At 38.7% G+C, this 18,304-nt stretch carries 19 protein-coding genes; 10 read left to right on the top strand and 9 right to left on the bottom strand.

Going from position 1 to position 18,304, the window contains the following annotated elements; genetic code table 11:
* Positions 1-32: 32 nt before the first annotated feature.
* The 5 genes from I2F17_RS04695 (at position 33) to I2F17_RS04675 (ending at position 3,032) form a co-directional block, all read left to right on the top strand.
* Entirely contained in the window at positions 33-440 is a 408-nt protein-coding gene (locus tag I2F17_RS04695; protein ID WP_196422240.1) for a rhodanese-like domain-containing protein, read from the top strand.
* Positions 441-456: 16 nt separating this feature from the next.
* Entirely contained in the window at positions 457-711 is a 255-nt protein-coding gene (grxC, locus tag I2F17_RS04690; RefSeq protein ID WP_196422239.1) for a glutaredoxin 3, read from the top strand.
* Between the two features lie 23 nt (positions 712-734).
* Positions 735-1,193, top strand: coding sequence for a protein-export chaperone SecB (gene secB / locus I2F17_RS04685; RefSeq protein WP_196422238.1), 459 nt, complete (start codon positions 735-737; stop codon positions 1,191-1,193).
* 134 nt (positions 1,194-1,327) lie between these two features.
* A complete protein-coding gene (locus I2F17_RS04680) occupies positions 1,328-2,617 on the top strand; it encodes an ABC1 kinase family protein (protein WP_196422237.1) in 1,290 nt (429 codons plus the stop codon).
* 82 nt (positions 2,618-2,699) lie between these two features.
* The gene (locus I2F17_RS04675; RefSeq protein WP_211139213.1) at positions 2,700-3,032 is read left to right on the top strand and encodes a HopJ type III effector protein; all 333 of its coding nucleotides are present in this window, start codon (positions 2,700-2,702) and stop codon (positions 3,030-3,032) included.
* A gap of 27 nt (positions 3,033-3,059) precedes the next feature.
* Here I2F17_RS04675 and crcB read toward each other — a convergent pair whose 3' ends face one another.
* The 3 genes from crcB to I2F17_RS04660 form a co-directional block, all read right to left on the bottom strand.
* Positions 3,060-3,440, bottom strand: coding sequence for a fluoride efflux transporter CrcB (gene crcB, locus I2F17_RS04670; RefSeq protein ID WP_196422235.1), 381 nt, complete (start codon positions 3,438-3,440; stop codon positions 3,060-3,062).
* Between the two features lie 904 nt (positions 3,441-4,344).
* Positions 4,345-5,559 carry a TIGR03862 family flavoprotein gene (locus I2F17_RS04665; protein ID WP_196422234.1) on the bottom strand — a complete coding sequence of 405 codons (1,215 nt, stop codon included), beginning with the start codon at positions 5,557-5,559 and terminating at the stop codon, positions 4,345-4,347.
* A complete protein-coding gene (locus I2F17_RS04660) occupies positions 5,556-6,182 on the bottom strand; it encodes a class I SAM-dependent methyltransferase (protein WP_196422233.1) in 627 nt (208 codons plus the stop codon). Before I2F17_RS04660 ends, I2F17_RS04665 begins: the two co-directional genes overlap by 4 nt.
* 89 nt (positions 6,183-6,271) lie before the next feature.
* Here I2F17_RS04660 and I2F17_RS04655 point away from each other — a divergent pair, with 89 nt between their 5' ends.
* Complete coding sequence (locus tag I2F17_RS04655) at positions 6,272-6,451, top strand: DNA gyrase inhibitor YacG (protein ID WP_196422232.1); 180 nt, start codon at positions 6,272-6,274, stop codon at positions 6,449-6,451.
* Here I2F17_RS04655 and I2F17_RS04650 read toward each other — a convergent pair.
* The 5 genes from I2F17_RS04650 to I2F17_RS04630 all read right to left on the bottom strand — a co-directional run bounded on the left by I2F17_RS04650 (position 6,448) and on the right by I2F17_RS04630 (position 10,825).
* Positions 6,448-7,089, bottom strand: coding sequence for an MBL fold metallo-hydrolase (locus tag I2F17_RS04650; protein ID WP_211139212.1), 642 nt, complete (start codon positions 7,087-7,089; stop codon positions 6,448-6,450). The genes I2F17_RS04655 and I2F17_RS04650 overlap by 4 nt on opposite strands.
* Before the next feature lie 16 nt (positions 7,090-7,105).
* On the bottom strand, positions 7,106-8,128 hold the full coding sequence (gene hemH, locus I2F17_RS04645; RefSeq protein ID WP_196422306.1) for a ferrochelatase: 1,023 nt from the start codon (positions 8,126-8,128) through the stop codon (positions 7,106-7,108).
* 117 nt (positions 8,129-8,245) lie between these two features.
* Entirely contained in the window at positions 8,246-9,244 is a 999-nt protein-coding gene (locus I2F17_RS04640; RefSeq protein ID WP_211139211.1) for a DUF4062 domain-containing protein, read from the bottom strand.
* Between the two features lie 69 nt (positions 9,245-9,313).
* Positions 9,314-10,171, bottom strand: coding sequence for a glutamate racemase (gene murI / locus I2F17_RS04635; RefSeq protein ID WP_196422229.1), 858 nt, complete (start codon positions 10,169-10,171; stop codon positions 9,314-9,316).
* A 42-nt stretch (positions 10,172-10,213) separates the two neighbouring features.
* Positions 10,214-10,825, bottom strand: a complete 612-nt coding sequence (locus I2F17_RS04630) for a DUF1285 domain-containing protein (RefSeq protein WP_211139210.1) — start codon at positions 10,823-10,825, stop codon at positions 10,214-10,216.
* Between the two features lie 166 nt (positions 10,826-10,991).
* Between I2F17_RS04630 and I2F17_RS04625 the strand changes: the two genes are divergently transcribed.
* Positions 10,992-12,704 carry an electron transfer flavoprotein-ubiquinone oxidoreductase gene (locus I2F17_RS04625; protein WP_211139209.1) on the top strand — a complete coding sequence of 571 codons (1,713 nt, stop codon included), beginning with the start codon at positions 10,992-10,994 and terminating at the stop codon, positions 12,702-12,704.
* Between the two features lie 44 nt (positions 12,705-12,748).
* Here the strand turns inward: I2F17_RS04625 and tusA are convergent, their stop codons facing one another.
* The gene (gene tusA / locus I2F17_RS04620; RefSeq protein WP_196422226.1) at positions 12,749-13,009 is read right to left on the bottom strand and encodes a sulfurtransferase TusA; all 261 of its coding nucleotides are present in this window, start codon (positions 13,007-13,009) and stop codon (positions 12,749-12,751) included.
* A gap of 598 nt (positions 13,010-13,607) precedes the next feature.
* Between tusA and I2F17_RS04615 the strand changes: the two genes are divergently transcribed.
* From I2F17_RS04615 to I2F17_RS04605, 3 genes are all read left to right on the top strand, one after another.
* Positions 13,608-14,447, top strand: coding sequence for an HlyC/CorC family transporter (locus I2F17_RS04615; protein WP_211139208.1), 840 nt, complete (start codon positions 13,608-13,610; stop codon positions 14,445-14,447).
* Positions 14,444-15,982: an apolipoprotein N-acyltransferase gene (gene lnt / locus I2F17_RS04610; protein WP_196422225.1), complete on the top strand. Its 1,539-nt coding sequence runs from the start codon at positions 14,444-14,446 to the stop codon at positions 15,980-15,982. Before I2F17_RS04615 ends, lnt begins: the two co-directional genes overlap by 4 nt.
* Before the next feature lie 90 nt (positions 15,983-16,072).
* A complete protein-coding gene (locus I2F17_RS04605; RefSeq protein WP_211139207.1) occupies positions 16,073-18,286 on the top strand; it encodes a primosomal protein N' in 2,214 nt (737 codons plus the stop codon).
* Positions 18,287-18,304: the final 18 nt, after the last annotated feature.

Below are 18,304 nucleotides of genomic sequence, written 5' to 3'. Positions count from 1 at the left end.
CAAACTCATTTTTAACGGTTATCAGGTGAATTGTGGAACGTTGGTTCGAATTTATGGGGAATCACCCCTTTTTGTTTGCTCTGCTTGCGATTCTTATCGTATCATTTTTTGTTGTTGAGGGTAAACGCAACGGTCGCAAAATATCGGCACAATCCCTTGGTATTTTAGTTAAAGCTAAAAATGCAATGCTCATTGATTTAAGAGATGCCAAAGATTACCGCGAAGGACACATTAGTGGTAGTCGTAATATTCCGTACAGTAAACTTGCAAGTCATATTGAAGAATTAAAAACATCGGAACGTCCTTTGGTATTCATTTGTAACCTAGGTCAAGTTGCAGGATCAGCATTATCACAAGTGAATCACAGCGACAGCTATCGTTTAGATGGTGGTGTAGCCAATTGGAAAGCTCAAGGGTTACCATTGGTTAAACCTAAATAAGATTTTGGAGAAAAGTATGTCAAAAGTTGTTGTCTACTCAACTACAGTATGCCCATATTGCGTTCGTGCAAAACAACTTTTACAGCGTAAAGGCATTGAATATAAAGAAGTAAATTTATCAAATGAGGCGCCTGAAGTTCGTACAGAATTGATGCAAAAAACGAATTATCGTACGGTTCCTCAAATTTTTATCAATGACCAATTTATTGGTGGTTTTGATCAACTTTATGCGCTTGATCGTGAAGGTAAACTTGATGATCTGGTGGCTTAAATTTTAACACAAAGGACTTTATAATGAGCGAAGAACAACAACCGCAATTGGCACTTGAACGTCTATATACCAAAGATGTTTCTTTTGAAGTTCCTGGGGCACATGTTTTTACAAAAGAATGGCAACCTGAACTGAACATCAACCTATCGTCAACTGCCGATAAAGTCGATGATACGCATTTTGAAGTTGCATTAAAAGTGGTTGTAGAAGCAAAAAATGCGTCTGAAACAGCTTTTATTGTAGATGTCACACAAGCAGGAATTTTCTTGGTTGATGGCGTTGAAGAAGATCGCCTACCTTACATTTTGGGGGCATATTGCCCAAATATTTTGTTCCCATTTTTACGTGAAGCAGTGAATGACTTAGTCACTAAAGGTAGCTTCCCGCAATTATTGCTAACACCTATTAACTTCGATGCAGAATTTGAAGCTAACTTACAGCGTGCGCAAATGGCTGCGGCTGAAGCTGAAGGCAAAGCATAAAGCGATCGCAGTGTGGAAAATCTTTTCCACACTGTTTACCGAACAACAAAAATTGAACACGAATAGATATACTGTATACAACAACACCGTTATTATTTTGCATAAATCTTAGTTATAAAAAAAGGCTATTGGCTATGGCATCATCAAGCAAACGCTTTTTAAAACTCGCCACCATGACAGCAAGTATTGCGAGCAAAACTGTATCTAATACCATTCGCAATATCACTTCTAATGAAACTGAAAAAACATCTGCAAAGCAACAATTATTTCATGACATTGGGGTGCAAATTGCCAACACGTTAGGTGAGATGAAAGGTGCTGTGATGAAAGTGGGGCAAATTGCATCTCAATACAAAGATATTTTCCCACCTGAAGTCAGTAAAGCCATTGAAAAATTACAACGTCAAGCGCCTGCAATGCCGTTTGATCAAATTAAACCATATATTGAAAAAGAGCTAGCACAACCATTACATACGATCTTTGCATCTTTTGATGAAACACCTTTTGCAGCAGCTTCTATTGGCCAAGTACACAGAGCAAAACTTCATAGTGGTGAAGATGTCGTTGTTAAAGTACAGTACCCGGGTGTAGATGAAGCTTGCGAAAGCGATTTAAAACAAGTTCGTTTAGCATTACGACTTATGGGCGTACTTAAAATAGATAAAAAGCTACAAGATCAATTGTTTAATGAAATACAAGAAAGTTTAAGTAACGAGCTTAATTACGAAATAGAAGCACAAAATTTAGAAGTTGCTCGCTCGTTTCACGCCAACTTAGATACTAAAATTATTATTCCATCTATTTACAAACATTTATCTACACGCCATATTCTCACATTAAGTTACGAACCAGGCGAAAGCATACAAACCGCAAGTTCATGGCCTCAACCATTGAGAAATGAATTAGGTAAACGCTTATTTCGTGCAATGGGACAAGAAATTTTCTATTTAAGACGTTTTCATTGCGACCCTCACCCTGGCAACTTTTCCTTTAGAGAAAATGGTGAAGTAGTGGTGTATGATTATGGTGGTGTTAAAATTGTCTCTCCTGAAATTATTCAACATTTTAAACAACTGATTTCAGCCGCTAGAAACAACGATTTAAATGCTCTCGAAGACCACATGGTGGCACTACGTGCGCTCACTGAAAAAAATGCGTTTCCTCCAGCATTATATGAACAATGGTTAGATGTTTTACTGCGCCCATTGACCAAAGATTATGACTTTGCTGAAAATAGTGCGCATCATGATGGCGTAAAATTAGCGAAACAATCGCTCAAATATTGGGATTTATTTAGACCATCCCCAGATACGCTCATGATTAATCGTACAGTCTCTGGACACTATTGGAATTTAATTCATTTAAAAGTGCACGATAATTTAAATGATCTTTTTGAGGAGTTAATTCCCCCTACTGATCGATAAAAGAGCGATCAATATACTCTCGCTTTTTGAACAAAGTCTTGCTAACGTGTAGCCAATGTCCTAACCCTATATGAGTCAACACATGGCAGAATTTATTTTACAGCAGCTTCAACAGCACAGCCAATTTAAAGATATTATTGCGTATATTGATGAACTATACACACATACCCCTACTGCCTTTAAAAATGGTGCGCAACAGAATACAGCCCATGAAAATCAAGGCAGTGCTAAAGTACTGTATTTTGCGCAGTTACAACAATTAGACCAAGCACAAACTTTAAATTTATTTGCCGAGCATTATCAAAGTGTAATTGATACACCAGATGGCCACGATCATCAAAATATTCGCCAGTTTATGCAACATGGCTGGAATGGTGTGGTTTTTTCAGGGGCTGTATTGGCAGAAAAAGGATAAATTTCAGACGTAGTATCATGTCATCACCTAAGAGGTGGTGACATAATGATAACTTGCCATTCCTGCCAACGTACACAGCAATGCACCAACAACATGTATCGCAATAGTAAGCAAAGCTGTTGTCACTCGCCCCTGTTGTAACATTGCCACGACCTCTACTGAGAAAGTGGAAAATGTGGTTAATCCACCACAGAAACCTGTAATCAAAAATAATTTATACTGTTCACTCAACGTACTTTGTGCAAAAAAAGCCACTAAAAAACCAATAATAAAACCACCGACTAAATTTACACAGACCGTACCTAAAGGAATTGAAGCGTATAGCGTATTGAGCTTGAGGCCAATAAACCAACGCAACCATCCTCCGAGAACAGAACCACATGCGATTGCAAATAATGAATACCCCACTGTGCTTCTCCTGATTATTTTTTAAAATTTTCTTTGATGATAAAGCTTAACAAGATGAGCTTAAATAAAACGCTCTTGAATCATTATTTTAATTAGAAAATATAAAGATAATCCAAATTATGGCTAAGACTTATCATTAAACTACTGTTTTATCTAATTTTATTTAAATAAGCAGTTTTTTATGACCATCGTGTATGGCAAACACGGCAATTTCACCTAAAAAATAAATACAAATAATGAAAATAAGTGTTATATCACTCAAATCGCGGATCAGAAATACAATTAACAATTAAAGAATACATATAGCGAAGCCTTTAATATTATTTGCATGAATCATTAGACGGTTTCACGGTTTCACGGTTTCACGGTTTCACGGTTTCACGGTTTCACGGTTTCACGGTTTCACGGTTTCACGGTTTCACGGTTTCACGGTTTCACGGTTTCACGGTTTCACGGTTTCACGGTTTCACGGTTTCACTATAGAAATATTTGTCTCGATAAAACAAATAAATATTTAAGGTTTTTATATTTACTGAGCGAAAGTACAGAAAAAAGTATGAACCATGCAATTGCTCAAATACATATTTCCTAAAAAATTATAGGCTAGATTTTATCGACCTGATCATACTCTAAACGTATACTAAAAATACTCGCAATGATTTTGTTAAAACTCTACCTTTTAAAAAAGTATGCGTGTAATCACCATAAAATATCTTCGGTTGTTCATCTTAATATCTGTGTAATTAGCCAACAATACCCATCTACGTTTACATGTATTTTCATATAAACGCATATTTGATCGAAAAAAATCATTTCAAAGTTATTATATTTTGCTGGCTCGATGGGCTGTGTTTATTATATCAGACCAAGGCTACTGATGAGATCAACACAGCTCAATGTATCATTACGATTCACTTTTTTGCGATAAAAAACGATCAACACCATGCCCTGCAACACGACCACTCGCCAAACATGCAGTCAGCAAATATCCGCCCGTAGGCGCATCCCAATCTAGCATTTCACCACAGCAAAACACATGAGGTTGGCTCTTGAGTTGCAATTCTGTACTTAAAGCCGTTTGTTTAATGCCACCTGCACAGCTAATCGCTTCATCTATGGGTCTAAACCCATTTAAATCGATGGATAATTTTTTAATATGTAATGCCATTATTTCGGCATTTGACCATTGGCCACGATCAACGATTTCTTTAAGTAATGCTGATTTTACTGCATCTAAGCCTGTTTTACGTAACCGATTATTTAAAGATTGCTTTCTATACTGTATTAGTCGAAGTACAAGTTGTTCATAAGAAATTTGAGGCAATAAATCTACATTTAACACGTATTTTTTCGATGTTATGCCTTGTACTCGTAAGGCACGATTTAAACGATAAATCACACCACTTTCAAAACCATATTGGGTAAGAATAATATCGCCTGTCACTGCATTTTCTTCCGTTTCCACCCACGCACGAATTCCTTTCAAGGGTTGGCCAAAGATCGGTTGCATATATTCAGACCATGTACGCACTACTCCTGCATTACTTGGCTGAAATGGATTGACCTCATCTGAAGCCATCCATGCCAACCAACGTCCGTCACTACCAAGTTTCTGCCAAGATACCGCCCCACATGCTAAAATAACAGCATCAAAAGATTGTTTTTTCACTTCTGCATCGCGTGTATTTTGCAACGTTAGAGATTGTCCAATTAAATCAATACAACGATGCCGATAATAAAATTGCACACCTTGTTGCTGTAAACGCGTTAACCATGCACGTAATAACGGAGCAGCTTTCATTTCCACAGGAAAAATTCTCCCTGAAGATCCAACATACGACGCTATTCCAAGTGTTTGCATCCATGCTCGAATCCAAGAAGCATCGTATTTTTCTACCCATGGGCCTACCCACGTTGTCGCATCATAACGTTGAATAAATGCTTCAATCTGTTCGATATGCGAAATATTAAGCCCTGTTTTTCCTGCCATTAAAAACTTACGTGCAGCTGATGGCATTTGTTCAAATACCTGTACTGCATAACCTTGTTGGCTTAAGACGTCTGCTGCCATTAGTCCCGCAGGGCCAGCACCCACAATCGCTACAGATGGTTGACTCATGCATTTATACCATTTAATGGAGAAAAATCATCAAAACGTGTTTGATAATATTCAGGTTTTGTGATGACTAACTGTTGACATTGTTCACCACGAGCTAAATATTTTACTTCAAAATGGGTTCTTGCTGAATGTGTATCAATGATCTGTTTTTGATACGGTAAATGCCACACGTGTAGAAGTTGTTGTTCAGCTTCTGAAATATATTCAGCCAGATTACTGGCTAAAATAATTTGCCCACCCTCGACCAAACGCGACAATAAAAATTCAAAAAATGGCATATTTAACCAACGTTGAGCGGGATTATGTGGTTCAGGATTGGGATATAAAATATAAAATGTGGTGACTTGTTTTGGGTATAATGCATGAGTTATCCACGGCAATGCGTCTGCATGAATCGGATAAAAGTGATCATTTGACATACTTTTAGCCTGTTTAAGCATCGCATCAAATTTTTCACGAGTACGTTCGATGGCATACAAGGTTGTTTCTGGAAATTGCTGTACAAACTGTAATGCGTGTTTACCTTTACCCGCACCAATTTCAACCACGACAGGTTCATTTTTAATGGGCTGGAATTGGCGTGGTGCAATCATACGCTGTGCTTGAAATTGACGAATCGGCATAATCAGATCAAACCTATAAATATTGGCGTCAGTCTAACAAGCCGAATCGTACTTGCCTACATTTAACCCGCCTGTTTAGGATCATTTTTATGCAGACTATATTTCCATGTCCACGTTGTGGTGAAGACTCTACGTGGCAAAACAATACGTTTCGTCCATTTTGTTCTGAGCGTTGTAAGCTCATTGATCTTGGTGCATGGGCAAGTGATGCTTATCGCCTGCCAAGTGAGGAGGCACCCTCAGCACATGAAAAAAATTTAGATGATTAATTTTTTGATTGAATAAAAGGATTATGTGCTCGTTCGTGGCCTATGGTGCTCGTTGGGCCATGACCTGCAATAAATTGCGTATTATCAGGTAAAGACAAACATTCTCGCCAAATAGAGGAGATTAAATCTGCATGGCTACTTTGTGGAAAATCGGTACGCCCAATCGACTCTTTAAATAATACATCACCTGCCCATAGCAAGTGATGTTGAGCATGATAAAACATAATGTGACCTGGGGTGTGTCCTGGGGCAAAACGAACTTCAAACTCATGCTCACCTAAATATAAACGATCACCACCAGTTAACCACTGTGTTACGTTGACAGGTTCAGGTGTAGGAAAACCATATTTTGCAGAGACCTCTTGGAGTGAATCTATCCAAAATTTATCTGCTTTGTGCGGACCCACCACTGGGATTTGCCATAAATTTGCCAATTCACCAACTGCACCAATATGATCTACATGGCCATGTGTAATCCACAATGCTTTAACATTTAAACCATTTTCAGTCACATACTGGCAAATTCTAGCAGCATCACCACCTGCATCAATCACCACAGCTTCTTTACTTTCAGACTCCCAAACCACAGAGCAGTTTTGAGCAAATGGCGTGACTGGAATAATCTGAACCTGCAACATAACCTAAGTCTCTCAATTAACTTTTATATTGCGCCAATGTAACATCTATCGCTGTTAAATGTGCATCAAGTAATGTTTCAAATAACTGTAAATGCATTTCATCTGTATTTAATGCAGGAATATATGCATAGGACTCTCCCCCTGCATGTTTAAAGTTCTCTGCATTTTCTACAGCAAGCTCTTCTAGGGTTTCCAAACAATCTGCTGAAAATGCAGGGCTCATAATTTGAACCGATTTAACACCACTTTTACCCCATTCTGCTAAAAGCTCATCGGTATACGGTCTCACCCACTCTTGTAAACCAAAACGAGATTGGAAACTCGTGGCCCACTCATGCTCTTTTAGTCCTAATTCTTGTGCAACAAGTTTTGCTGTTGTACGACAACGTTCTGGGTACGGATCACCTTTATCTGCAAAAGGTTGTGGAATACCATGAAAAGACATCAATAATTTATCTGCTGTACCATGTTCAGCACGATAACGGCGGACGCTTTCTGCCAAAGCTTTAATATATTGTGGATGCTGATAATAATCACGAATCATACTCACACCCGGAATATTACGTTGTTTTAGCGACCATTTAGACAACATATCAAACTGAGGTGCTGTAGACGTTGCAGAGTATTGTGGATACAACGGAAACAATAAAATATGGTCTGTGTCTGAACCATTTAAATCCTTAAGCAATGCCTGCATACCCGGATTACCATAGGTCATCGCAGGTACAATATTAAGGTCTAAATTTGGATACTTTTGTGGCGTCACCTGTTGAATATGTTTGACTTGATCCATCATAATTTCACGCATTGGCGAATCATTCCACCATACCGATGCATATGCCTCTGCAACACGTTTTGGTCGGGAAGGTAAAATAAACATACGTAAAATAATTTGCCAAAGAAATTTAGGAATTTCAATAACACGTGTATCGGATAAAAATTCTTTTAAAAACTCACGTACAGCAGGTGCAGTCGCTGCGTCTGGCGTGCCCAAATTGGCGAGAATAACAGTGACCTTGGGTTTATTTTCTATAATCATCATTTCAGTCGCTCTTGATACTTAAGTGTAATGTAAAGCTTTTTAGTTTTAATTAAAACTAAACCATGACTTGTATTTTTATTTAAACTAATCGCTATTAACAATTATCAAGTTAAATTATTTATTTGAAACGTATTTTTCAAGTATTGTAACAGATTTAGGCGTAATTTCCCAAAGTACATGACGATGATGATCTCGACCAACTGGTACAATCCATGCATTTTTTTGTAGCTGTACTTTGATCCTGTGTAATGACTGCGTGGTAATATTTACTTCCGAAACTTCAGTCAAATTAGGATGAGACATACACGCATCGGATAAAGCCACTTTTTCCAAATACCGATTTAAACAATATACAAAATGTGCTTCAGGTTTTGGTTTCGAAAAATATTGTGCCAATATTTGTAAAATATTCAACCATGTTAATGTTTTAACTTGTTTGAGACGGTATTGACCTGTAGGGTCATAAGCCCGCAAATGATACTGTATTTCAAACAAATCTTCGCATTCTACAGGTGCTAAATTCAACATACTTGGGGCACAGCGATGTTTTGGTTTTGCATCTTCTAATACGTCTACACGTTGTCTTAAACGCCGAATCTCATCTTGTAATAAACGAGTACCATACGACCGAATCCAGCCTTGTGCTGGATAATGTAAAAGTGCTTCTGGCATATGTAAACGCGCTTTGAATTCTAAATCTGCCATATCTTCAAATTCAAACACGTACTGCACATCATGTAAAATTTGCTGTCTAAATAGCTCAAATTTTTTCTGTGTGTCTTTAGACATTTGAGTATAGCAACTGACATCACGTGGATTCGCTGACATAAATGCAATGACCGGTTTTTGTCGAGCCAAAGCATAAATATATTCAAGCTGTACATAACTCATGCCAGAAGAAGATAAAATGCCATAATCTGCACCTAATAGTAAAACCACATAATCACTTTCATCAATTTGCCGCCGTGCAAGTGTGGCTGTTTTTGCAGAACGTTGTTCAACTCCCCATGGAAAACACCCCATCACAACAAGAGTTTGACATAAAGTTCTGTAGGCATCTGATTGATCTAAGCCCGATGTAGAAATAAAAACTTGATACCGCTTATCGACCATGAAATAGACTCATTAATGCTATTTATCATTTTTGAAATATATTGATAATAAATAAAAGAGTAGAGGTACTTAATATGTCGTAAATTTTGCAACATTCCAAGACACTTGTGGAGGTAATAATTGTTTTAATAAAGTATCTAGATGGGCAGTATCCCCACCTGTAAAATAGCAAATCACTTGTGGTCGATTCGCTCGATGAGATGCTGTATTTAATTGATGATGTGCTAAAACACGACCAACATGGCGTGCTACCGCCTGCCCTGAGTCGACTATAGTCATTTGATTTAGCAAAAATGCATCAATACTCGGTCTTAAAAAAGGATAATGCGTACAACCAAGTACTAAATAATCAGCACCTTTGGCCATCACAGGACTTAAAATACGTTGGAGCAACTCTTGCGTTTCAACCGCATATTGTTGCCCTGCTTCTACAATAGGGACTAACTCCAAACAAGTCACCGTCATCACCTCAACCCCTTGAGGTTTGGCAAAATACTCGACCACATCTTGAATTAATTTGCCACGAAAAGTGGCAGGTGTTGCAAGTACTGCCACTTTTTTTGTTTTTGTATTTAAGACTGCGGGTTTTAATGCGGGTACAAGCCCAATAATTGGAAAACGCTCACCATATTTTTGTCTTAAAAAATCGAGACTAAATGCAGATGCCGTATTACATGCAACCACTACAATTTTACAGCCCTGTTGATATAACCACTCTACCGCAATAGATGTGAGCGCACGAATTTCCTCATCTGTTTTTATTCCGTACGGTACATGCGCCGTATCTGCCAAATAAATAATCTGCTCATGAGGTAAATATTCACAAATTTCTTTGACCACCGACAAGCCACCTACACCCGAGTCAAAGACTCCAATGGGTGATTGTTTTGAAACAGATACTACAACAGAAGAAATACTGTTCATCATCAAAATAAAATGGCTTAAGCAAGATATGCTGAATATTAAACCTCATGCCGTTAAATGCAAACAAAAATCACCACTTTGTAGCATCAATATTGTTTTACCTGTTTCATCTTGGCTAAGTTGCCCATCATCAATTAAATGTAAAAAAATAGCTCGTGGAATTAATGCATGAAGTCCGTAACGTATCCAAATATAAGGTCTATCTTCACCCTGATAAGATTGCATAAATACACGATGTTGTTCATCGAGCATGACGCCATCACCATCTGTGGTGTAAAAATATAAAATATCTTTATCATCAACACACATACGCTCTATACGTTCAATGTGTAATGGTGCATCTTGAACTTGAATTTTTATTTTTTCGACTGGTGTTTTTAAAAAATAAAACGACCCTTCTTTACATAAAATACGAGAGAATTGACGAACCAGTGCTTCACGATGAATCTGCTCACCTTCATGCCACCATGTGCCATCTGAGTGAATACATAAATCCATTTCTCCACATTGGGTCGGGTGCCATGTGTGTAAAGGCGGAATGTCATGATGTGCTAGAATAGTGCTTAAATCTGGGCTATGACCTGCTGTATGCACCAATGTATTGGCTTTATGTGCATTTTTTTTACACAAATCAGGGCAAATATTGTCATTTACCATCGCTTTTATGCCTCATTTGACAGAAAATATAGAGCTATGTTTATCGCTATAGTAACTGAAAATGACCCAAAGCATACATCGTGGTCATTATGCTATACAAAACACTCATGGCAGCACCATAACCTGATGATTTGGTTGCCACCTTTAAAAATATGAGGAGTCCTACATGGAACACATCGAACGTGAATCGATGGAGTTTGACGTTGTTATTGTTGGTGCAGGCCCAGCTGGGCTTTCTGCAGCAATTAAGATTCGTCAGTTAGCAATTGAAAACGATTTGTCTGATTTAAGCGTATGTGTCGTAGAAAAAGGCTCAGAAGTAGGAGCACACATTTTATCAGGAGCTGTGCTCGAACCCCGTGCATTAGATGAGCTTTTCCCACATTGGAAACAAGAGGGTGCTCCACTGAATGTGTCGGTAAAAGAAGATAAAACCTATTTTTTAATGTCTGACACAAAACATCAAGAAGCACCGCACTGGATGGTTCCAAAAACCATGCATAACCAAGGTAACTACATTGTATCTTTAGGCAATGTTGTGCGTTGGCTCGGAGAAAAAGCTGAAGAACTTGAAGTTGCAGTGTTTCCAGGTTTTGCCGCATCAGACATTTTGTATCATGAAGACGGAACTGTCAAAGGCATTCAAACCGGCGACATGGGCGTAGGTAAAGATGGCGAACCAACTTCAAACTTTACGCCAGGTTATGAGCTTCATGCCAAATATACAATATTTGCAGAAGGTTGCCGTGGTAGCTTAGGCAAACAACTCATTGAAAAATTTAACTTAGATAAAAATTCCGACCCACAACATTACGGCATTGGTATTAAAGAGTTATGGGATATCGACCCAGCCAAACATCAAGAAGGATTAGTGATGCACGGCGCAGGTTGGCCGCTCACTGAAACGGCATCTTCTGGTGGATGGTGGTTATATCATGCAGAAAACAACCAAGTGACTTTAGGCATGATTATTGATCTCTCCTATCAAAATCCTCATATGTATCCATTTATGGAAATGCAACGTTGGAAAACACATCCACTGATTCAACAATTTTTAGAAGGTGGTAAACGTGTATCTTACGGTGCACGCGCAGTCGTAAAAGGAGGGCTAAATGCGCTACCCAAACTGACCTTTGCTGGTGGCTGTTTGATTGGTGATGATGCAGGTTTTCTGAATTTTGCAAAAATTAAAGGCTCTCATACGGCCATGAAATCAGGCATGCTGTGTGCTGAAGCCGTCTTTGAAGCAATTGCAGAAGGTGTAGCAAAAGGTGGCGATCTTGCCATTGCCCGTGTAAGTGAAGGTGAAGACCATTTCATTAAGGAAACCACGGCTTATACAGAAAAATTTAATCAAAGCTGGCTTAAAGAGGAGCTATATAATAGCCGTAACTTTGGCCCTGCCATGCATAAATTTGGAACATTTTTAGGCGGTGCATTTAACTTTGTCGACCAAAATCTATTTAAAGTACCATTTACTTTACATGACCTCACACCAGATTTTGCGGCATTAAAAACGAAAGATGCGGTCCACTTTAAACCAAACTATCCAAAAGCAGATGGTGTAATCACCTTTGATCGCTTATCATCTGTATTTATTTCAAATACCGTACATGAAGAAAATCAACCTGCACATTTAAAGCTGACCAATGCCGATATTCCTGTAAATGTCAATTTACCCAAATGGGATGAGCCAGCACAGCGCTACTGCCCTGCTGGCGTTTATGAAATTGTGGAAGAGGACAATCAAAAACCACGTTTTCAAATTAATGCGGCCAACTGTGTGCATTGTAAAAGTTGCGATATCAAAGACCCATCGCAAAATATTACATGGGTCACACCTGAAGGTGGCGGTGGGCCAAACTATCCAAACATGTAATCACTACACATCGCATCGGCTATAGTAAAGCTATAGCCGATGTACTACGCACCTTTTTTAATCAAATAACGATAACACTTTTTTTGTTGTTCACTGAGTGTTTGCTCTTGCAATAATAATTCATGATTCATGTGTACACAAAATCGAGGAATATCCCAAGAGGTTGACGGATCTGTTGCCACCACCTCAACAACTTCTCCGACTTGTAATTGACGAATGGCTTTTCTAAGCATCATGATGGGATCTGGGCAATACAACCCTTGAGTATCTAATTGAACATGTACCATGATTGCCGAATCAGACATGACGCTCCCTTTTATAGGTAAATAAAGTTATTTTATCACAAACTATAAAACAGCTAGGCCTCTTAAAATAAGACATAAAATTTATTAATCGATTAAAAACACATAGAGTGCTCAACGACATAAAATAATTCACATGTTTAGCAAAGACTGTTTAAAACAACAATGACTGGCATCGCCACGACAATACTTTGTGTTTACCTGTGTTGTACCATTGAAATAACACACAAATGAAAATCCTAACGACCTCCTAATTATAACCATACGCTTTTATGCTGTTTTTAAATCATACATCACAGGCATCAAACAACTTGATTGTTTCATCATTAGGGTTAAGCGTAAACATGTTGGCAAGACTGTTTTGTCTTCATGAAAAGATCGATTACATTGGGTGTATTTTCATCAATAGTTAGCCTCTTATGGCTCAAAAGATGATTATTTTTTAAAAAGCCCATCATTACGAAGAAATCACGACCAATAATCTAGATCGTGATTTGTTTTTTTTACATATTTAACATGGTTTTGTTAATGCATCTGCCATTTTTCTTCGGTATGATGACCATTCAATCAGATAAAAACACACCTCTAATTAGGAAGGATCATGCACGAGGAATCAAGCCCATCGTGGGGCATGCGTGGCTTAAGAAAATGGTTAGGTACAGCACCTGAAACCAGAGATGAATTACTTAAATTAGTACAAGACTCTAAGCGCTTTTTAGAACCCGATACTGTGGCGATGCTTGAAGGTGTACTTGACCTTCCTGCAACCAAAATTCGTGAGGTCATGACCCCACGTACTGCAATGGTCAGCCTACAAGAAAATGACCAACTTCTTGATATTTTACCTATTTTAACAGAGTCTGCACACTCTCGCTTTCCTGTATTTTGTGAAAACCATCCAGATACAGTGGTGGGCGTATTGTTGGCCAAAGACTTGTTGCCATTTTTATCTGAAGCCACTGCCAAAGTGGACATTTCAGCACTCATCAGACAACCACTTTTCATTCCAGAAAGTGCACGTTCTGACCAAGTATTGCGTATGCTTAAAAATACACAAACACATATTGCCATTGTTATTGATGAGCATGGTGCAACATCAGGGCTGGTCACATTAGAAGATATTTTAGAAGAAATTGTGGGCGAAATTGAAGACGAACACGATGATGCCAATGAAGAAAGTCAACTGATCTTACCAGATTCAAAGCATCAAGATAAACCTGCATGGATTGTACAAGCACTTACACCAATTGAACATTTCAATAGCGTATTAAATGCCAATTTTTCAGACGATGAAGTCGAAACAGTGGCAGGACTACTGTTACAAGAAATTGGTTTAGTCAATGATTTACAAGGCCAAGTGATTGAATTAGAAGACTGGACCTTTACCATTGTGACCGCAGATTCTCGGACGATTCAACTGATTCGAGCTGTGCGCAAATGAGTCTAAATGGCTTTCATCTAAAAAAATGCCCACTTGCCTTATTATCTTTCATTACACTCATGGCAGGAGGGCTATTTAGCTTTGCACTTGCGCCTTATGGTTATTGGTGGCTAGCCCTTCTCTCGCCTGCATGTTTATATGCGTGTTTAAATGAACGTAGCGCACCTCAAGCTTTTATTTTAGGCTGGTGTTATGGCATAGGTTTGTGGTTTGTTGGTGCGTTTTGGTTATATACCTCTATCCATGAATACGGCGATACAAGCTCCCCTGTTTCCGTTTTACTTATTGGCCTACTTGCTCTCGTAATGGGTCTATTTAGCGCAGTATCTAGTTGGGTTTATAAACGATTTTTCCCCGAAACACCGCTGACATTTACTCCCATTTGGATTTTGTTTGAATGGCTAAAAACATGGCTCTTTACAGGGTTTCCATGGCTATTTGTCGGCTATGCATTTACTCAAGCCTATCTTGATGCGTATGCGCCTCTTTTAGGGGTGTTTGGTGTGTCATTTGTTGCTGTTTTTATTGCAACAGCATGCGTAGAACTCTTTAAAAAGCGTTTTTTTTGGCTCATCCCAATATTAATCGTACTGCTCGGCGCATGGGGAGCAAGTTTAATCAGTTTTGTTACACCTAAAGCAGATCAACCCCTCTCTGTATCTTTAATACAAGGAAACATTCCTCAAGATCTAAAATGGCAAGAAGCCTATCAATACAAAACACTCGATATTTATAGCGCATTAAGTGCATCTGAATGGGGGCGAGATTTAGTACTTTGGCCTGAATCTTCTATTCCCATGTTACAAACCTCAGTACAACCCTTTATTGATCAAGTCACTGAACATGCGCGACAAACAGGTTCTGCATGGGGTGTTGGCATGTTGTATTACGATGTAAAAGCATCGGAACAGGCGCAACAACTATTACTTTATAATGCACTCATGCTTTCGGGTCAAAATGCTTCAGGCTTATATAAAAAGCAACGTTTAGTCCCATTTGGTGAATATATTCCAATGGCAGGACTTCTTAAATGGGTACTTCCTGCACTTCAAAATGATCCAAGTGGTGGTGGAATGTCTGCAGGACAAGCCCCTCAACCACATTTAACAATAAAGCACCACGCTCTTGGTGTAGCCATTTGTTATGAGGTTGCTTACCCTAACCTCACCCGATTAAATGCCATCGGTAGTGACTATATGACCACCATTTCTAACGATGCATGGTTTACAGGGACAGCAGGCCCATGGCAACATTTACAAATGGTACAAATGCGTGCCAAAGAAAATGGACGCTGGTTTATGCGAGCAACCAATACGGGAGTAACCGCATTTATCAATGAACACGGCCAAATTGTTGCGCAAGCACCGCAAGATAAAGCATTGGTTTTACGCCACGACGTACCCGCTTTTACAGGGCAAACCATGTATAGTCGCCTTGGTGACTCCCCGATTTTGCTATTTTCAGTCATTTTATTAGTATTAGGTTGGTATTATCGCCCACGTAGTATAGATGTTTCTTTTAAATCAAGACGTTAATATCCTCCTTCATGGCGTAAATCGTATATGACATATTTACGCCATGAGGGACTAAAATGTACATAAAATATACTTCTAGTTGAATGAAACATGAATCATCTTCTTCCCTATCGTATTCGTGTTGCCGTACCTGTACCCATTCACGATTGCTTTGATTACGAAGTCTCTGCGCAACAATATGCAGATCTTAAAATAGGTATGCGAGTTTCTGTTCCTTTTGGACGTCAAATATGTGTGGCTATTGTGATTGAAAAAATTGCCCTAGACACCGAGCTTTCCACACAATTTAAACTCAAAAAAATTACAGATATTCTCGATCAAAAACCATTACTTGACCAACACATTTTAAAATTACTCATTTGGTCAGCACAATATTATATGTACCCTTTAGGTGAGGTGATACAAAGCGCTTTCCCTGCCAAATTAAGACAAGGTCATCGTTATGATGTTGTAACGCCCGAATGGCAACTCAACCCTACACCACATGACCTTGATCAACAGCTCAAACGCTCAAGCAAACAAAAAGTAGCATATGAATATTTACAAACGCACCAAGGCCATGTACTCGAAAACCAATTAAACCAACAAGGGATCAGTACAGCCACCCTCAAAACATTAGAAAAAAAACAACTCATTACAAAACAAGACGTACCTATTGATTTTAGTCGCCACCCCGTGAATTTAGCAGAAAACGAGCTCATCGCGAATACAGAACAGCAACATGTACTCAATCAAATTTTGCCCTTACTCACGCAATATCACGGTTATTTACTCGATGGAATTACAGGTAGTGGGAAAACAGAAATTTATTTGCAAATCATGTGGCAAATATTAAAACAAAATAAACAAGTACTGGTTTTAGTTCCTGAAATAGGACTTACCCCACAAACGATTGCTAGATTCAGTGCTCGATTTGATTGCCCAATTGCACTATTACATTCAGGGCTCAATGAAACAAAACGTCTACAGGCATGGCAACAAGCACAAACAGGCCAAGCGGGTATCATTTTAGGAACACGTTCTGCAATTTATGTACCTATACCTGATTTAGGGTTAATTATTTTAGATGAAGAACATGATCTTTCTTTTAAACAACAAGAGGGATTTCGCTACCATGCAAGGGACGTTGCTTTATATCGAGGATATTTAGCACAATGCCCCGTGATTTTAGGATCTGCCACCCCCAGTATTGATAGCTTTGCTTTAGCCAAACACGGTAAGTTAACACACCTGATACTCAATCAAAGAGCGGGTCATGCAAGTTTGCCTAAAATGCATATTCTTGACTTAAAAATTGCCCCTAAACAGCATGGTTTAAGTGTAATGTTGATTGAAAAAATTAAAGCAACCTTACAAAAAAATCAGCAAGTATTGGTTTTTTTAAATCGACGTGGCTATGCACCCGTACTCATGTGTGAGTCATGTGCATGGCAGGCCAATTGTCCACAATGCGATGCTCATTTTACCTTACACACACAGCCTTACACCCATTTGCACTGTCATCATTGTGGCTTGATACAGACGTTGCCTAAACATTGCCCTGCCTGTCAACATACAACACTTAAACCCATTGGTTTAGGTACGGTAAAAATTGAAGAAGGGTTAAAAGAACTCTTTCCAACCTATGATGTACTTAGAGTTGATAAAGACAGTACCCGTCATGTAGGCAGTTTAGAAAAAATATATGCTCAAATTCATACAGAAAAACCACTCATTTTATTAGGAACACAAATGCTCGCTAAGGGGCATCATTTCCCTCATGTGAGTTTAGTCGCAATTTTAGATGTCGATGCAGGTTTACTGAGTGTCGATTTTCGTGCACCTGAACGTACAGCACAACTCATTACCCAAGTCTCTGGACGAGCAGGGCGTGGAAACGTGCACGGCGAGGTTATTTTACAAACACTTCGGCCAGATCATCCAATCCTACATACGTTACTTGAACATGATTACCGCACTTTTGCACAGCAAACTTTAAAAGAAAGAGAAAGTGCTTGTCTTCCGCCTTATCGTTATAGTGTGTTAATTCGTAGTGATGCAAAAAATGAAAAAGATCATTTAGCATTTTTAACCCAATGTGCCGAAACCCTAACAACATCTGCACAACAAAGTATTGATATTTGGGGGCCAATACCCGCCCCAATGCAACGAAAAGCAGGTAAATACCATGCACACATGCTATTGCTGTCTGAAAACAGAGCCCAATTACATTACTATGTCAGTCATTGGTGGCAACAAGTTCGTGCTATCACCCCTTCTCATATTCGCTTATCAATAGATATCGACCCTCAAGAATTGGGGTAATTCAGTATCTACTCTAAC

It is taken from the genome of Acinetobacter baretiae, assembly GCF_015627105.1.
Classification (GTDB): domain Bacteria; phylum Pseudomonadota; class Gammaproteobacteria; order Pseudomonadales; family Moraxellaceae; genus Acinetobacter; species Acinetobacter baretiae.
Note: the sequence above shows the minus strand (reverse complement) of the source record. Positions and strands in the feature narration are given on the sequence as shown.